Genomic DNA, 15,731 nt, shown 5'->3' with positions numbered 1-15,731 from the left:
ATCCGTGGCGAAGTCTGGGTTCCCGTCACCGACTGATCACCGGGTCTCAGTCCGGCGCGTCGCCCCTGGCAGAATCGCGTCACGCCTGCGCTCCGTGCAGGCGCGCGAGGGGTGGGGGTTGGTTGTGAAGAAGGTTGTCGGCGGGGTCGCGTTGGGTGCCGTCGTTGTCGGGGCCGGGCTGTGGGGTGTTCTCGGGCCAGACGGCGCCCGGGAGGCGCAGGCCGCGTCGCCGGCCGCCTTCAAGTTGTGGGCCGCGGCCGCCCACGCCGCCGTCACACGTGAGGGCGGGACCGCCACCTTCAACCAGCGCAACGGCAACGGAGTCGCCGGCGCTCACCAGCTCGGCCTGCGCAACGGCGGCCACGCCACCATCCGTATCCGCGATCTCGACCAGTCCCCCGAGAAAGCCACGATGCTCGAGGGCCGTACGTATTCACTGACCTTCGCCTGCGCCGGTTCGGGCAAATTCACCGTCCACGCCGTCGGCGCGAAGGCCATGCGCCGGGACATGTACTGCACGCCCACCAGGAAGATCGAGACCGTCGTCCTCAATCATCTTCAGGGCAGTCACATCGGCGAGCAACGGTGGGACGGGCGCATGGACCTGACCATCACCACCCACGGCGTACAGGGAGTCCTCTCCTGGCACGCCGCCCAGATGTTCATCGCGGACTGACCGCACGCGGCCCGCCGTACGCCGACGCCGTGCTCGTACGTGGCAGCGTCGCCCACATGCGCGTACCGCCTCCCGGCTCGCGGGCCGGGCCGTAGCCCCAGTCGCCTCCGCACGTGCGGGTGACGCAGGCCAGCAGACGCAGCGCCGCCCGGCGCCGGGCCTCGCAGGCCGCGGCGACCCGGGCGTTCGCGTGGCGCGGGTGGCTGTCGTACGTGATCAGGCGCAGCGCGTCCTCGCGGTAACGCAGCGATACGTAGATCTCGGGTGAGCCGGTGAATTGGCAGGCGGTTGCCGTCAGTTCGGCGACCGCCTGGAGCGCCGCGTCCAGGATGTCGCGCAATCCGTGCGCCGCGAGGAGCGTGCGGGTCGCTGCGCGGGCCATCGCGGGCGAGCTGAGCGTGGAGGGAAGGGTGAGGCTGTACGTGAGGTTCTCGGGCGTGGGGGCCCTGCGGTCCGCGTGCGCGGGGCAGGCGGAGAGGGTGACCGGCATGGCGAACTCCCTTGTGGGGTGGAGTGGGCAACAGTCGGTGGCTCGTCTCCCTGACGCGAACCCGACCCTTCCAGGGAGGAAACGTGCGGGCAGGCTCGCGCGATGCACTGCCAACTGCCGTGTGTAGCTTGTGCGTTACCGACTGTAGCGCGAGTGGAGTACATGTACTACGAGCGATAGAGGCATTCACCCATCCGAGCCCCGAGGCAGACTGTCCCCATCGCCGTCACTGGAGGTCTCATGCCGCCGAGAAGCACACCGACCGAACGTCAGCGGCGCCTCGGGGCGGAGTTGCGCAAGATGCGGACCGCCGCCGGGATGACGACCGAGTTCGCCGCCGGCCTTCTCGGTGTCCCCCGCACCAACGTGCCCAACATGGAGTCTGGACGGTCCGGCATCAGCCCGGAGCGCGTCCGCACACTCGCGGCCAACTACGGCTGCGCGGACCGGGGACTCGTGGACGCACTCGCAGACATGGCGGGCGAGCGGGTCAAAGGGTGGTGGGAGGCTTACCGGCCCCAACTCCCCTCCGGTTTCTCGGACATCGCAGAGCTGGAGTGGCACGCGCGCAAGCTCCGCATCGCCCTCACCGTTCACCTGCCGGGGCTGATCCAGACCGAGGAGCACGCGCGGGCCGTCTTCGAGCACGTCATTCCGCCCCTGCCCGAGCACGACATCGACGTACGCGTCGCTCACCGAATGGAGCGCCAGCAAGTCCTGAACAAGGCCGACCCGCCCCGGCTCGAACTCACCATGCATGAAGCAGCGCTCCGCATGCAGTTCGGAGGCCCCGGCGTCGCCAGGCTTCAGCTGGAGCACGTCCTGAGCGTGGGTGAACGCCCCGAAGTGTCCGTACGGGTAGTGCCGTTCAAGGCCGGCGGGTTCCCCGGAGCGGGGCAGTCGGTCGTATACGCCGAGGGGCCGGTGGCCGACCTCGACACCGTGGAACTCGATGCCACCCACGGGCCGGAATTCATCGACTCCTCGATGCAGTTGCACAAGTACCGGGCTCAGTTCCGCGCGCTGGAGGCGGTGGCCTTGCCGCCCGAGGCGTCCCGTGATCTCATCCGAACGCTCGCCGACGACCTCGTCTAGGAGAAGCCACCGTGCCGACGATCACCTGGGAAGACCCCTTCTGCGGCGAGGGCGCCAACTGCTTCCGCCTAGGAACCGACCCCGACGGCAACGCCTACATCACCGTCGCCGGCGACGAAGAAACGTATCTCACCGACTCCCGCGAAGCGCTCCGCACGATGATCCTGGACATCAAGGCCGGCAAGGCGGACCACCTCCTCTGACGCAATGAGCGGCGCAGGATCGGATGATTTGGGCCACCCCTCCCCCGCTGTCAAGGCGCCCCACTGGCCCAAATCCTCCAATCACCCCTAGGAGGCGTCACCGTGCCGACGGGGCGCCTGCATCACCGTCTCCGGCGACGAAGGCACCCGCCTCATCGACTCCCGCGAAGCGCTCCGCGCGCTCATCCGGCATCAAGGCCGGCGAGGCCGATCACCTGCTCTGATCCGGCTCCGTCACTCGCGGAGTGGCGCCCGGTCCCGCGTCCCCATCCGCATACTTGCCCGCCCGTACCGCCCCCGCCGCGCACACGAACGTCGCTGCCAGCAGTGTCCATTCCAGGGTCCCCATCCAGCCCGGGACCAGGTCATACGTCGTGCCGTCCGCGTAGACGCACGTCGTCTGCGCGGGGAACGGTGTGCGGTGGACCGACTGTGCCCGTTCGTAGATGCCCGTGGTGAACGCCGAGCAGGTCTGGAGGGGGTCGCTCTTCGGCGAGCCCGTGACGAGGAACGCGAGAGCGTAGACCGCGGCCAGTGCGGCGGCGCCGGTGATCGCCAGCTTGCTCAGACGGGACGCCGCCCTGGCGCCGCGGACGCCGGCGAGTTCCAGGGCGAGTGCGCCCAGGCCCGAGAGGGTCAGGACCACGACCGCCGCCCAGAAGATCCAGACGAGGGCGCCCGCGCTGGAGAGGGTCGTGCCGTCCTCGTACACGCAGCTCACATTGGGCGGGAAGCTGCTCTCCTCCAGGCGGAAATTGCCACCCGGGCCGACCATTCCCTGGGCGCATCGCTCGTCCTGCTCGGAGATCCCGGTGACGAGCCAGGACACCATCCACAGGACGAACGTGGCCCCGAGAGCAACCCCGAAGGCCCCCCACAACCGGTCGGCGTCACGCTGCGATGCACGTATGTTCGGCATGACGCGGGAGCCTAGCCCGTGCCCGGAGGGCGCAAGCGGCGACGAACGCCGGTCAGAAGAACTCCGACCAAGGCTGGTCCCGGACTTGCTGGGCGCACAGGACCACGAAGAGCAGGCCCGCCACCGTCAGCATTCCGTTGCTCAGCCAGCTGTTGCGCCACTCTCGGGGCGTGCGGGAGGAGTTGAGGAGCCAGATCAGGGTCAGGGCCAGGAAGGGCATGAAGGCCGCGCCCAGTACTCCGTAGAGGATGATCAGGCGGAATGGCTGGCCCTGGAAGAGGAGGACGATCGGGGGGAAGGTGAGCCAGAGCAGGTAGGCGCGGAACGGCCAGCCCTTCTCGCGTGCACCCGTCGCCACGTCCTCCCCCGTCACCGACACCCGCTCCGCGCGGACGCGTGTGCGGCGGTAGCGCTCCACGAAGTCCGCGAACATCAGGCTCACCCCGTGCCACACGCCGATGAGGGACGTGAACGACGTGGCGAAGAAGCCGATGAGGAAGAGCTTGGCCGTCGCGGTGCCGTACTGGGTCTGCAGGATTGCCGTCAGGTCGATCAGGCCCTTGTCGCCCGCCGCGATCGACGTGTGCGAGGCGTGCAGGAGTTCCGCGCCGACGAACAGCATCGCCACGACGAAGATGCCCGTCGTGATGTACGCGACCCGGTTGTCCAGGCGCATGACCTTCATCCAGCCCGCGTTCGTCCAGCCCTTCGCGTTGACCCAATAGCCGTACGCCGCCAGCGTGATGGTGCCGCCGACGCCGCCGATCAGGCCCAGCGTGTTGAGGATCGAGTCCTTCTCGTCTGGCAGGACCGGGAGCAGGCCGGCGAACGCGTCTCCGAGGTGCGGTGTCACCCGGATCGCCAGGTAGACCGTCACGACGAACATGACGCCCACCAGGACCGTCATGACCTTCTCGAACACCGCGTACTTGTTGAACCAGACGAAGACCAGGCCGACCAGCCCGCAGATGATCGCCCACGGCTTGATCGACCACGCGGCGGGGAACAGGTCGGGGAACAGTGCCTGGAGCGGGAGCGCGCTCGACGACATCGCCGCCGCGCCGTACACGAAGCCCCAGACGACGACGTAGACCACGAAGAAGTACGTCGTCCAGCGGCCGAGGCTCGCCCAGCCGTCGAACAGGGTGCGGCCCGTCGACAGGTGCCAGCGGCCCGCCGCCTCCGCCAGGCTGATCTTGACCAGGCAGCCGATCACCGCCGCCCACAGCAGGGTGTAGCCGAAGTTGCTGCCCGCGATCAGGGTGGCCACCAGGTCGCCGGCGCCGACGCCCGTCGCGGCGACGACGATGCCCGGGCCGATGTACTTCCAACTCGACTTGCGGGGTTGCGTGTTGGGAGGCGCGGTGTCGGTTCCGGTTCCTGTGTTGCCCGTGGTGTCCGCCATACCGTCAAGGAAGCGTAAAGCGCGGCAGGGGGCAAGAGGGCTTGCCGGAAGTTGTGCCGGTCAGTCCTCGAAGTACGCGTCCAGGACCTTGTCGAGCTCGTCCGCCCACTCCTGGGCCCGCGCCTTGTTCGGGGCCTCCACGTCGTTCGGGTACCAGCGGCTGTCCGGGGTGTGGACCGTGACGGTGAGGCGGCGCCGGGAGGTGCCGACCTCGACCGCGCCGATCTCGTCCCAGTGGAACTCGGCCTCTTGGTCGTCGAGTCGGAGGCGTACGCCGGTCGCGTCCGCGGTGATCGAGCCGCGGCGGTCGGAGGCGGTGAAGTCCGGGCCGTCCGTGTCGGCGGACGGGGCGTCGGCCGGGGCGGCGGCCGCGTCCTCGGCGGGCTCCGGTTCCGCGTCCAGCTCCGTGTCCGGCTCCGTGTCCAGCTCCCCCGCCGGATCCGTCTTCTCCAGGGACAGAGCCTTCTCCTCCGTCTCCGGGGACTGGCGCGGGGGCGTGAGGCCGGGGACGGAGGCCGGGTCGGCTCCGGCGGCGTCTACGGGCGTGACCTTCTGAGTGTCTATGCGCTGCTCCACGGAGCGAAGTATGGCGGACGAGCCTGTGGGGCGGGACCCTCAGCCCTGCGGAAGATCCGTGCGCCGCCGTACCGGGGAGAAGTGGACCGGCAGGAAGGCCAGGGCGAGACACGCGCCGCCCACCCAGAGTGTCGTGCGGAGCGACGTCAGTTCCGTGAGGACCCCGGAGAGGGCCGAGCCGATCGCGAGCGCCCCCATGAACATGAAGCGGAAAGTGGCGTTCATGCGGCCGAGCAGGCTGTCCTCGGTCATGCGCTGGCGCAGACTCACGCCGAGGACGTTGGTCATGCCTGTCCGCACGGCCGAGACGAACCAGCCCGCGCCCGCCACGAGCAGCCACGGACCCCGGTCGACGAGCGGGACGAGCAGGCCCGCCGGTGCCAGCCACAGACCCGCCGAGCCGAGGGTCCGGCCGAGGCCGAGGCGGGCGGCGACCGGGCGGGCGCAGCGGGCGCCGAGGAGGACTCCGGCGCCGCCGGCCGCCCAGAAGAGGCCGAGGGCGCCTGCCGGGAGGCCGAGTTGGCGCACGAAGAGGAGGGGCAGCATCGTGTTGATGACCGTGGAGCCGAAGTTGATCAGTGAGCCGTTGAGGGCGAGGGCGCGCAGCTCGCTGTTGCCGACGACGTGGCGCAGGCCCTGGGCGATCTGGGTGTGCAGCCGCACGCGTACGGAAAGCGTGGACGGCGCGGGGCCGCGGCCGATCGAGGTCAGGCCCAGGGCCGAGGCCAGATAGCTCGCCGCCGCGGTCGCCAGAGCGAGTGGTGCGGTGAGGAGTTGGACGAGGCCGCCGCCGGCGCTGCGCCCGCCGATTCCGGTGAGGCCTTCGAGGGTGACGAAGGCGGCGTTGGCCTGGACGAGGTGGTCCTTGCCGACCAGTTGGGGCACCACGCTGTGCGAGCCGACGTCGAAGAAGACGGTGGCGCAGCCGTTGAGCAGGACGACCGCGTAGAGCTGCCCGAGGGTGAGGGCGTCGAGCCACCAGGCGAGCGGGACCGAGGCGAAGAGCAGGCCGCGTACGAGGTCCGAGACGATCAGGACGCGGCGCCGGCGCATGCGGTCGACCCAGGCGCCGGCGGGGAGGCCGATCAGCAGGAACGCGACGGTGCTGAGGGTGGCGAGGGCGCCGATCTGGGCGGGGCTCGCGTGGAGTTCGGTGACGGCGAGGAGCGGTACGGCGACGTAGCTGACGTTCGTGCCGATCTGACTCAGCACGCTCGCGCCGAACAGGGAGCGGAAGGCGGGGGTGCGCCACAGGCTCGGGGAATCGTCCGGTCGGGCAGGCCCGTCCACCGTCGTCTCACGTCTGCCGGTCGTCACCGCGCGCCCCCTGTGTGTCCGCCCCTGTGTGGCTATGAGTCCGGGGCAAGGGTGCCGAAGCGAAGCGCGTAGAACAAATGGATAGTTGATAGTTGACTGGTGGTGATGGAAACGATGAACCTCACCGCCCCGTCCCGCCGTCGCGGCGGCCTTCTTGCCGCCGCTGTCGCGCTGACCGCCGTGTCGGCCGCGCTGCTCGCCGCGCATGTGTCCTTCGACGGGGACACGTTCCGGCACTGCAGGCACCTGGGACCCTCGGCGCGGATGTACGTGACCGCGTGGGCGGGGCCGCTCTGCAGTGTGGCCGCGCTGGTGACGTGTGCGGGCGTGGTCCGGCGCCGTGGGCGCGCGTGGCCGGTCATGGTGTGCGCGGTGCTCGGCCTGTTGCTGCTGTGCGTACAGGTCACGGCGCTCTACTGGGTGTACGCGCCTGATCCCTCGGGGGGGTACGACTGTTCCGGGCTCGCGGGGATCGAGCAGTGAGGCGTCGGGCCGGCGGAGGAGTGCTCCGCCGGCCCGACGCCTCAGCAGTCGGTGCGCGGCCCGTGTCCTGGACGAGGGCACACGGCCCCGCGTCCTAGACGAAGAGGCTGATCACCGCCGCCACCGCGAAGCCCGCCACCGAGAGCACCGACTCCAGGACGGTCCAGGTCTTGAGGGTGTCGCGCTCCGAGATGCCGAAGTACTTCGCGACCATCCAGAAGCCGCCGTCGTTGACGTGCGAGGCGAAGATGGAGCCCGCCGAGATGGCCATGATGACCAGGGCCGTGAACGGCTGGGAGTAGTGGCCCGACTCGATGAGGGGCAACACGATGCCGGCCGTCGTGACGATCGCGACCGTGGCCGAGCCCTGGGCGACGCGCAGGACCAGGGAGATCAGGTAGGCGAGGACGATGATGGGCAGGCCCACGTTGTTGAACGTGTCGGAGAGGGCCTGGGCGACGCCGCTTCCCTTGAGGACCGCGCCGAAGATGCCGCCCGCGCCGACCACCAGGAGGATGTTGCCGACCGGCTTCAGGGACGCCGTGGACACCGTCTCCAGGGACTTGCGGGACCAGCCGCGGCGGATGCCGAGCAGGTAGTAGGCCAGGAGCAGGGCGATCGTCAGGGCGACGAAGGGGTGGCCGAAGAACTCGATGACCGAGCGGACCGTGGACGGGTCGAAGGCGATCGAGGAGAACGTGGCCAGGAGGATCAGGACGAGCGGGATGCCGATGATCGTGAGCACGGTGCCGAGGGGGACGGGCTTCTCGGTCGGCTTCACGCCGGCCTTGCGCTGCTCCTCGATGAGCGCGGCCTTGGCCTCGTCGGCGGCCTCGACCATGTCCTGCGGGACGGGCACGAAGATGCGCTTGCCGATCCACGCGGACCAGACCCAGGCGGCGAGCACGGCGGGGACGCCGCAGATGATGCCCATGAGGATGACCCAGCCGAGCTGGACGTGGAGCAGTCCGGCGGCGGCGACGGGGCCGGGGTGCGGCGGCAGGAACGCGTGGGTCATCGACAGGCCGGCGAGCAGCGGCATGGCGTAGAGGACGATCGACTTGCCGCCGCGCTTGGCGGCCGCGTAGACGATCGGCGCGAGGACGAAGATGCCGACGTCGAAGAAGACCGGGATACCGAAGATGAGGCCGGTGAGGCCCATGGCGAGGGGGGCGCGCTTCTCGCCGAAGAGGTTCAGGAGGCGGGACGCCAACACCTCGGCGCCGCCGGAGACTTCGAGCACCGCGCCGAGCATGGTGCCGAGTCCGATGATGATCGCCACATGGCCCAGGGTGCCGCCCATGCCGGACTCGATGAGGGAGACGGCGTCGGACTTCTGGACGGTGCCGAAGAGCTCGGTGACGGAGAGGCCGGCCGCGAGGCCGACGGCTATGGAGACCGTCAGGAGGGCCAGGAAGGGCTGGAGCCTGACCTTGATGATCAGGAAGAGCAGAAGGGCGATGCCGAGCGCGGCGCAGGTGAGCAGGCCCGCGGTGCCGCCGATGATCGTCAGGAGACCGCCGGTATGAGGTGGCGCGGGGGTGGGGGCGGTCGCGGCGAGAGGCAGGAGGGACATGAGGGGGGACCTCGTAATTCCATGGGGCTTTCAGGGCAGGGGGGATCGCGGTGCGGCGCCGCGGGGATCGGCGCCGCACCGTGATGACGTACGGGTTACGGGTGTTGCGAAGGCGTCAGCTCAGGACGGCGAGCGCGTCGATCTCGATGAGGAGACCCTTGGGGAGGCCGACGTAGACGGTGGTGCGGGCGGAGGCCGGGGCCTTGAGGCCCTGCTCCTCGAAGTACGCGTTGTAGATCGCGTTCATCTCGGCGAAGTGGTCGACGTCGGTGAGGTAGACGCGCATCATCATGACGTCGTCCCAGGTGGCGCCGCCCTCTTCGAGGATCGCCTTGACGTTGGCGAAGGTCTGGAGGGTCTGCTCTCGCAGGGTCGGGCCCGCGGGGGTGGGGGCCTGGCCCTCCACGGCCGGCAGGAAGCCGACCTGGCCCGCGACCTGAAGGATGTTGCCCTTCTTGACGCCGTGCGAGAACTTCGCGGGCGGGGTCGTGTGCGTGGCGGGGGTGAGCGCGGTCTTCTCGGTCATCGTGAGGTGGCTTCCTTGGTGGGGGCTTCTTTGCTGGCGGCCTTGGTGGTGGCCTCTTTGGAGCCGGGTACGGCTCCGGAGTACTCCCGGCTGATCGCGTCGGCCGTGCGGCGGACCAGTGGGAGCAGGGTGAGGAGTTCCTCGGCCGTGACGACCACGTTCGGCGCGGAGACCGACATGGCGGCGACGACGCGGCCGTCCGCACCCCGGATGGGCGCTCCGACGCAGTTGATGGACTCCTCGTGGCCGCCGAGGTCGGTGGCCCAGCCCTGTTCGCGGACGACGGCGAGTTCCTTGAGGAAGGCGCCGGCGTTCGGGGTCGAACGGGCCGTGTACGTGGGGTAGTCGAGCTGCTCGGCGATGGCGCGGCGCTCGGCTTCGGGGAGGTCGGCGAGGAGGAGCTTGGCGACGGCGGCGACCGTGATGGCCACGGGCTTGCCGATGCGCGAGTACATGCGGACCGGGTAGCGGCTCTCCACCTTGTCGATGTAGAGGACCTCGTTCTCCTCGTACACGGCGAGGTGGACCGTGTGGCCGCACTTCTCGTTGAGCGCGGTGAGGTGGGGGTGGGCGATCTCACGGACGTCGAGGTTCTCGACGGCTTCCTGGGCGAGGGCGAACAGGCGCGCGCCGAGGCGGTAGCGCTGGTCGGACTGGCGGTAGACCAGGCCGTGTTCGTGGAGGGTCCGCAGCAGGCGCAGGGCCGTGGACTTGTGGACGCCGAGGCGGTCGGCGACCTGGCCCAGGTCGGCGGGGCCCTCGGCGAGCAGCGGCAGGATGCTCAGCGCTCGGTCGACTGTCTGGCTCATGGCGTACGTACCTCCTCCACGGCCCCGTCGGCGGTCCAGCCGGGGCCGAGGTGCAGTGTGCCCCAGGAGGCGCCGTCGAGGTCGGCGAGGCGGTCGGCGTGGGCGCGGCTCGGGGGCGCGGCGAGGTCGCCGGGGGTGGTGAGGGCGGCGGCGGCCATGAGGTGGCCGTGGCGCAGCCGGGCGGGTACGGGCAGGCCGCGCAGGGCGCCGGAGAGGTAGCCGGCGGCGAAGGCGTCGCCGGCGCCGACCGCGGCGACGACGTCCACGCGGGGCGCGGGCTCGGTATGGCGTACGCCATGTTCGTCGTAGGCGACCGCGCCGTCGGCGCCGCGCTTGACGACGAGCGTCGCGGGTTCGGGAAGGGCGGCGCGGATGGCGTCCGGGCCGCCGGTGATGCCCCAGGCGTCCTCGGCCTCGTCCTCGCCGACGAAGACGAGGTCGGCGCCGCGGGCCAGGTCGAGCAGGACGCGGGCGTCGTCGGGGCGGGGCCACAGGCCGGGGCGGTGGTTGACGTCGAAGGAGACGAGGGGCCGGCCGGCGGGGGTGCGGGCGGTGAGGTCGGCGGTGAGGTCGAGGCAGCCGGCGGAGAGCGCGGGCGTGATCCCGGACAGGTGCAGGACGCGGCCGGAGCGGATCGCGGCCAGGTCCATGTTCTGGCTGGTCATCGCGGAGGCGGCGGATCCGGCGCGGTAGTAGGCGACCTCGTGGGCATCGGTGGCGCGGTCCCCGGCGGTGCGGAAGTAGATGCCGGTGGGGCGGGCGGCGTCGCGTCGTACGGCGGAGGTGTCGACGCCGTACGCGCCGATCGCGTCGACCAGGTGGTCGCCGAAGCCGTCGGCGCCGACGCGGCTGACCCAGCGCACGGTGTGTCCGGCGGCGGCGAGCACGCACGCCACGTTGGACTCGGCTCCGCCGATGCCGCGGTCGAAGGACGGTACGTCGGCGAGGCGCCCGGGTACGGAGGGCACGAAGGTGACCATGGACTCGCCGAGCGTGACGACATCCACGGGTGCGTGGTGCGCGGGGGCGGCGGGTCCGGTGGCGGTCACGGTGGTTCGGGCTCCTCGTGGGATCTGGGCTCATGCCGGGGGGATCAACGGCTCCGTTGACCCGGCGTTGGCTCGGATGTTAGACAGCTGTAAGCGACATACGCAATGACCGTTGCATCATTTGCAACGGCCTTCTTACGAGGAGGCTCCATGGCCGCCGACAACGCCGTCAACGCCGTAGCCCGTCTCAGGGATCTGGATCTCGAGCGGGTCGACCACCGCTTCAAGGGGCTGCCCCCGGACGCGGAAGGCATGACCGTCGGCGAGCTCGCGGCCGAGCGCCGCAACCTTTTCACCGGCGGCTTCACGACCCCGGTCCTCGCACTCTCCGCCGAGCGGCTCGAGCACAACCTCGCGCTCATGGAGACATACGCCACTCGCCACGGCCTGGCCTTCGCGCCGCACGGCAAGACGTCGATGGCGCCGCAGCTCTTCCATCGCCAGCTCGAGCACGGCGCGTGGGGCATCACCCTCGCCGTGCCGCACCAGGTGCGGGTCGCCCGCGCCTTCGGCATCGAGCGGATCTTCCTCGCGAACGAGCTCGTCGACCCGGCCGCCCTGCGCTGGCTCGCGGGCGAACTCGACCGCGACCCCGACTTCCGTTTCATCTGTTACGTCGACTCTGTGCGCGGGGTCGAGCTGATGGACGCCGCCCTCGCCGAGGCCGGTGCCACGCGGCCGGTCGACGTGGTCGTGGAGCTGGGCGCGGGCGAGGGCGCGCGCACGGGCGTGCGGACCGAGGCCGAGTGCTTCGACCTCGCGAACGCCGTCGCGGCGGCGGACACGCTGCGCCTGGTCGGCGTCGCCGGTTACGAGGGCGAGGTGCCCGACGCGTCGCCCGAGACGGTCGGGGCCTGGCTGCGCCGGCTCACCGGGCTGCTCGTCGACTTCGACAAGGCGAGCCGTTTCGCGGACCTGGACGAGATCGTGGTCAGCGCGGGCGGCAGCGCCTGGTTCGACGCGGTGGCGGAGGTGTTCGCCGAACTGCCCGAACTCTCGGCGCCCGTACTGAAGTTGCTGCGCTCGGGCGCGTACGTGTCGCACGACGACGGCCACTACAAGCACCTCACGCCGTTCAACCGGGTCCCGGAGGAGGGCGCGCTGCACCCGGCGTTCCGGCTGTGGGCGCAGGTCGTCTCGCGCCCGACGCCGGAGCAGGCGTTCACGAACGCCGGCAAGCGCGACGCGGCGTACGACCTGGATCTGCCCGAGGCGCAGGTCGTACGGGACGCCCGTACGGGCGAGGTGCGCGAGGCCACCGGCGTGACGGTGACGGGGCTTTCCGACCAGCACGGCTGGGTGCGCACGGACGGGGGCGAGGACCTGGCGGTGGGCGACTGGCTCGGCATGGGCCTGTCGCACCCGTGCACGTCCTTCGACAAGTGGCAGCTCATCCCGCTCGTGGAGGCGGACGGCACGGTCGTGGACTACGTCCGGACGTTCTTCTAGGCGACGGCCATCGGGGCCGCGGGTGTTCGGGTACGGCTCCGGTGGGGGTTGGTCGCGCCGTTCCCCGCGCCCCCGAGATGCGCGCTTCGTGCGGCATCCCATCGGGGAAGGCTGCGCGCAGCGCATGCCTTCAAGGGGCGCGGGGGAACGGCGCGACCAGCCACAACGCACCCGTACCCGAACACCCGTACCCAAGAGAGGCACACCCACATGGACCTGGTCATCCGCGACGCGCGCGTCATCGACGGCACCGGAGGTGCCTCCTACCGGGCCGACGTCGGCGTCCAGGACGGCCGCGTCACGACGATCCACCGGGAAGGTGACGGCGGCCCCCGCCCCTCGGCCCACAGGACGCTGGAAGCGTCAGGCCTCGCCCTGTCCCCCGGCTTCATCGACATGCACGCCCACAGCGACCTGGCGCTGCTGCGCGACCCGGACCACAGCGCGAAGGCCGCGCAGGGCGTCACGCTCGAAGTCCTCGGCCAGGACGGCCTCTCGTACGCACCGGTCGACGACCGCACGCTCGCCGAGGTCCGCCGCGCGATCACGGGCTGGAACGGTGACGGTTCCGACATCGACTTCGACTGGCGCACGGTCGGCGAGTACCTGGACCGCCTCGACCGCGGCATCGCGGTCAACGCCGCGTACCTGATCCCGCAGGGCACCGTACGGATGTACGCGGTCGGCTGGGACGACCGCGACGCGACGCCCGAGGAGCTCGACCGCATGCGGCAGCTCGTCGCCGAGGGCATGGAGCAGGGCGCCGTCGGCATGTCGTCCGGCCTCACCTACACACCCGGCATGTACGCGAAGGACGCCGAACTCACCGAGCTGTGCCGGGTCGTGGCCTCGTACGACGGCTACTACTGTCCGCACCACCGCTCGTACGGCGCCGGGGCGCTCGACGCGTACCGGGAGATGGTGGAGCTCACCCGCGAGGCGGGCTGCCCGCTCCATCTCGCGCACGCCACCATGAACTTCGGGGTGAACAAGGGCAAGGCGCCCGACCTGATCTCCCTGCTCGACGCGGCGCTCGCCGACGGCGCCGACATCTCGCTCGACACGTACCCGTACACGCCGGGCAGCACGACGCTCGTCGCGATGCTGCCGAGCTGGGCGAGCGAGGGCGGCCCCGACGAGATCATGAAGCGGCTGCAGGACGACGCGACCGCCGAGCGGATCCGCCACCACATGGAGGTCATCGGGGCGGACGGCTGCCACGGTGTGCCCATCGAGTGGGACGCCATCGAGATCTCCGGTGTGTCCGACCCGGGGCTCGCGTCCTGCGTAGGCAAGACGGTCCAGGAGTCGGCCGACATGCGCGGCGAGGCGCCGTGGGTGACCGCGCGCCGCCTGCTCATCGACGACAGGCTGGGCTCGACGATCCTCCAGCACGTCGGCCACGAGGAGAACGTCCGGGCGATCATGCAGCATCCGGTGCACACGGGCGGCAGCGACGGCATCCTCCAGGGCTTCAAGCCGCACCCGAGGGCGTACGGCACGTTCCCGCACTACCTGGGCCGCTACGCGCGCGAGCTCGGCATCATGTCGCTGGAGGAGACGGTCGCCCACCTCACGTCGCGTCCCGCGGCCCGGCTGCGGCTGGCCGACCGCGGCCTGGTCCGCGAGGGCTACCGCGCCGACCTGGTCCTCTTCGATCCGGAGACGGTCGCGGCGGGCTCCACGTTCGAGGCGCCGCGCACGCTCCCCGTGGGCATCCCGCACGTACTGATCGACGGGAAGTTCGTGATGGAGGACGGACGCCGCACGGACGTGCTCGCGGGGCGGTCGGTCCGCAGGACGGCGTAACCGTCCCGGACGGCCGGACCGGGCGCGGGCCACCGCGCCCACCCGCGACGACGCCCCGAAACGCCCGCCCACGCCGCCCCACGTGTCCGAAAACACGAAGCGCCCTGCCATACCCGGCCGTAAGCTCACGGACATGCAGGTGATCCAGTCGACGAAGCTCGCCAATGTCTGTTACGAGATCCGGGGCCCGGTGCTCGAGGAGGCGATGCGTCTGGAGGCAGCAGGCCACCGCATCCTCAAGCTCAACACCGGCAACCCTGCCGCGTTCGGCTTCGAGTGCCCGCCCGAGATCCTCGAGGACATGCTCCGCAACCTCGGCGACGCGCACGGCTACGGGGACGCGAAGGGCCTGCTCGCGGCCCGCCGCGCGGTGATGATGCACTACCAGACCATGGGCGTGGAGACGGACGTCGAGAACGTCTTCATCGGCAACGGCGTCTCCGAGCTGATCGTGATGGCGATGCAGGGGCTCCTCGACGACGGCGACGAGGTCCTCGTCCCGGCGCCGGACTACCCCCTGTGGACGGCCGCGGTCTCCCTCTCCGGCGGCACCGCCGTGCACTACCGCTGCGACGAGCAGTCCGACTGGATGCCCGATCTCGCCGACGTGGAGCGGAAGGTCACCGACCGCACCAAGGCGATCGTGATCATCAACCCGAACAACCCGACGGGCGCCGTCTACAGCGACGACATGCTGCGCGGCCTGACCGACATCGCCCGCCGCCACAACCTCCTGGTCTGCTCGGACGAGATCTACGACAAGATCCTCTACGACGGCGCGACGCACACGCCGACCGCCGCCATCGCCCCCGACCTGCTGACCCTCACCTTCAACGGCATGTCGAAGGCGTACCGGGTGGCCGGTTACCGCGTGGGCTGGATGGCGATCTCCGGGCCGCGCGCGCACGCCGACTCGTACATCGAGGGCCTCACGATCCTGGCGAACATGCGCCTGTGCGCGAACATGCCGGGCCAGCACGGCGTGGTCGCGGCGCTCACCGGACGCCAGACGATCACCGACCTGGTGCTGCCGGGCGGCCGCCTGAAGGAGCAGCGGGACACCGCGTACGAGCTGCTGACGCAGATCCCGGGCGTGACATGCGTGAAGCCGAAGGGCGCGCTGTACCTCTTCCCGCGGCTCGACCCGAAGGTGTTCAAGGTCAAGGACGACCGGCAGTTGGTCCTGGACCTCCTGCGCGCCGAGAAGATCATGGTCGTGCACGGTACGGGGTTCAACTGGCCGGAGCCGGATCACTTCCGGGTGGTCACACTGCCGACGGCCGGCCAGCTCACGGAGGCCGTGACCCGCATCGGCCGCTTCCTGGACGGGTACAGCCAGCCGTGAGGAC

Annotated in this window: 16 protein-coding genes; 7 read left to right on the top strand and 9 right to left on the bottom strand. The window is 70.6% G+C overall.

Features of this window, described 5'->3' with window-relative positions; translation table 11 throughout:
- The first annotated feature begins 124 nt into the window (after window positions 1-124).
- On the top strand, window positions 125-676 hold the full coding sequence (locus LGI35_RS27865; protein ID WP_227296996.1) for a hypothetical protein: 552 nt from the start codon (window positions 125-127) through the stop codon (window positions 674-676).
- Here LGI35_RS27865 and LGI35_RS27860 read toward each other — a convergent pair.
- Entirely contained in the window at window positions 663-1,166 is a 504-nt protein-coding gene (locus LGI35_RS27860) for an ATP-binding protein (protein WP_227296995.1), read from the bottom strand. The genes LGI35_RS27865 and LGI35_RS27860 overlap by 14 nt on opposite strands.
- A gap of 240 nt (window positions 1,167-1,406) precedes the next feature.
- Here LGI35_RS27860 and LGI35_RS27855 point away from each other — a divergent pair, with 240 nt between their 5' ends.
- Both LGI35_RS27855 and LGI35_RS27850 read left to right on the top strand, forming a co-directional pair.
- The gene (locus LGI35_RS27855) at window positions 1,407-2,261 is read left to right on the top strand and encodes a helix-turn-helix domain-containing protein (RefSeq protein ID WP_227296994.1); all 855 of its coding nucleotides are present in this window, start codon (window positions 1,407-1,409) and stop codon (window positions 2,259-2,261) included.
- An 11-nt stretch (window positions 2,262-2,272) separates the two neighbouring features.
- Window positions 2,273-2,464: a hypothetical protein gene (locus LGI35_RS27850; RefSeq protein WP_227296993.1), complete on the top strand. Its 192-nt coding sequence runs from the start codon at window positions 2,273-2,275 to the stop codon at window positions 2,462-2,464.
- Window positions 2,465-2,675: 211 nt separating this feature from the next.
- On the opposite strand, the gene LGI35_RS27845 is transcribed toward LGI35_RS27850, so the two are convergent.
- From LGI35_RS27845 to LGI35_RS27830, 4 genes are read right to left on the bottom strand one after another with little or no spacing between them, the layout of a single operon-like run.
- Window positions 2,676-3,383, bottom strand: a complete 708-nt coding sequence (locus LGI35_RS27845; RefSeq protein ID WP_227296992.1) for a hypothetical protein — start codon at window positions 3,381-3,383, stop codon at window positions 2,676-2,678.
- A 52-nt stretch (window positions 3,384-3,435) separates the two neighbouring features.
- Window positions 3,436-4,788, bottom strand: a complete 1,353-nt coding sequence (locus LGI35_RS27840; protein WP_227296991.1) for an Nramp family divalent metal transporter — start codon at window positions 4,786-4,788, stop codon at window positions 3,436-3,438.
- Between the two features lie 60 nt (window positions 4,789-4,848).
- A complete protein-coding gene (locus LGI35_RS27835; RefSeq protein WP_227296990.1) occupies window positions 4,849-5,364 on the bottom strand; it encodes a hypothetical protein in 516 nt (171 codons plus the stop codon).
- Between the two features lie 39 nt (window positions 5,365-5,403).
- Entirely contained in the window at window positions 5,404-6,681 is a 1,278-nt protein-coding gene (locus LGI35_RS27830) for an MFS transporter (protein WP_227296989.1), read from the bottom strand.
- A 105-nt stretch (window positions 6,682-6,786) separates the two neighbouring features.
- Between LGI35_RS27830 and LGI35_RS27825 the strand changes: the two genes are divergently transcribed.
- Entirely contained in the window at window positions 6,787-7,164 is a 378-nt protein-coding gene (locus LGI35_RS27825; protein WP_227296988.1) for a hypothetical protein, read from the top strand.
- 94 nt (window positions 7,165-7,258) lie between these two features.
- Here LGI35_RS27825 and LGI35_RS27820 read toward each other — a convergent pair whose 3' ends face one another.
- From LGI35_RS27820 to LGI35_RS27805, 4 genes are all read right to left on the bottom strand, one after another.
- Window positions 7,259-8,740, bottom strand: a complete 1,482-nt coding sequence (locus LGI35_RS27820) for a GntP family permease (protein WP_227296987.1) — start codon at window positions 8,738-8,740, stop codon at window positions 7,259-7,261.
- 115 nt (window positions 8,741-8,855) lie between these two features.
- A complete protein-coding gene (locus LGI35_RS27815; protein ID WP_100598214.1) occupies window positions 8,856-9,266 on the bottom strand; it encodes a RidA family protein in 411 nt (136 codons plus the stop codon).
- Window positions 9,263-10,075, bottom strand: coding sequence for an IclR family transcriptional regulator (locus LGI35_RS27810; protein WP_227296986.1), 813 nt, complete (start codon window positions 10,073-10,075; stop codon window positions 9,263-9,265). The genes LGI35_RS27815 and LGI35_RS27810 overlap by 4 nt, the downstream gene beginning before the upstream one ends.
- Complete coding sequence (locus LGI35_RS27805) at window positions 10,072-11,124, bottom strand: sugar kinase (protein ID WP_227296985.1); 1,053 nt, start codon at window positions 11,122-11,124, stop codon at window positions 10,072-10,074. Before LGI35_RS27805 ends, LGI35_RS27810 begins: the two co-directional genes overlap by 4 nt.
- 150 nt (window positions 11,125-11,274) lie before the next feature.
- On the opposite strand from LGI35_RS27805, the gene LGI35_RS27800 reads away from it, so the two are divergent.
- The 3 genes from LGI35_RS27800 to LGI35_RS27790 all read left to right on the top strand — a co-directional run bounded on the left by LGI35_RS27800 (window position 11,275) and on the right by LGI35_RS27790 (window position 15,727).
- Entirely contained in the window at window positions 11,275-12,573 is a 1,299-nt protein-coding gene (locus LGI35_RS27800; RefSeq protein ID WP_227296984.1) for an amino acid deaminase, read from the top strand.
- Between the two features lie 210 nt (window positions 12,574-12,783).
- Entirely contained in the window at window positions 12,784-14,382 is a 1,599-nt protein-coding gene (locus tag LGI35_RS27795; RefSeq protein ID WP_227296983.1) for an N-acyl-D-amino-acid deacylase family protein, read from the top strand.
- A 133-nt stretch (window positions 14,383-14,515) separates the two neighbouring features.
- Window positions 14,516-15,727 (top strand): pyridoxal phosphate-dependent aminotransferase, encoded by a 1,212-nt coding sequence (locus tag LGI35_RS27790; RefSeq protein ID WP_227296982.1) that lies wholly within the window; start codon window positions 14,516-14,518, stop codon window positions 15,725-15,727.
- Window positions 15,728-15,731 lie beyond the last annotated feature (4 nt).

The organism is Streptomyces longhuiensis (genome assembly GCF_020616555.1).
Taxonomy (GTDB): domain Bacteria; phylum Actinomycetota; class Actinomycetes; order Streptomycetales; family Streptomycetaceae; genus Streptomyces; species Streptomyces longhuiensis.
Note: the sequence above shows the minus strand (reverse complement) of the source record. Positions and strands in the feature narration are given on the sequence as shown.

Coding starts and splice junctions, on each gene's coding strand:
- LGI35_RS27800 (WP_227296984.1), top strand. CDS start 11,275: ATGGCCGCCGACAACGCCGTCAACGCCGTAGCCCGTCTCAGGGATCTG.
- LGI35_RS27795 (WP_227296983.1), top strand. CDS start 12,784: ATGGACCTGGTCATCCGCGACGCGCGCGTCATCGACGGCACCGGAGGT.
- LGI35_RS27845 (WP_227296992.1), bottom strand. CDS start 3,383: ATGCCGAACATACGTGCATCGCAGCGTGACGCCGACCGGTTGTGGGGG.
- LGI35_RS27825 (WP_227296988.1), top strand. CDS start 6,787: ATGGAAACGATGAACCTCACCGCCCCGTCCCGCCGTCGCGGCGGCCTT.
- LGI35_RS27820 (WP_227296987.1), bottom strand. CDS start 8,740: ATGTCCCTCCTGCCTCTCGCCGCGACCGCCCCCACCCCCGCGCCACCT.
- LGI35_RS27840 (WP_227296991.1), bottom strand. CDS start 4,788: ATGGCGGACACCACGGGCAACACAGGAACCGGAACCGACACCGCGCCT.
- LGI35_RS27855 (WP_227296994.1), top strand. CDS start 1,407: ATGCCGCCGAGAAGCACACCGACCGAACGTCAGCGGCGCCTCGGGGCG.
- LGI35_RS27815 (WP_100598214.1), bottom strand. CDS start 9,266: ATGACCGAGAAGACCGCGCTCACCCCCGCCACGCACACGACCCCGCCC.
- LGI35_RS27810 (WP_227296986.1), bottom strand. CDS start 10,075: ATGAGCCAGACAGTCGACCGAGCGCTGAGCATCCTGCCGCTGCTCGCC.
- LGI35_RS27790 (WP_227296982.1), top strand. CDS start 14,516: ATGCAGGTGATCCAGTCGACGAAGCTCGCCAATGTCTGTTACGAGATC.
- LGI35_RS27860 (WP_227296995.1), bottom strand. CDS start 1,166: ATGCCGGTCACCCTCTCCGCCTGCCCCGCGCACGCGGACCGCAGGGCC.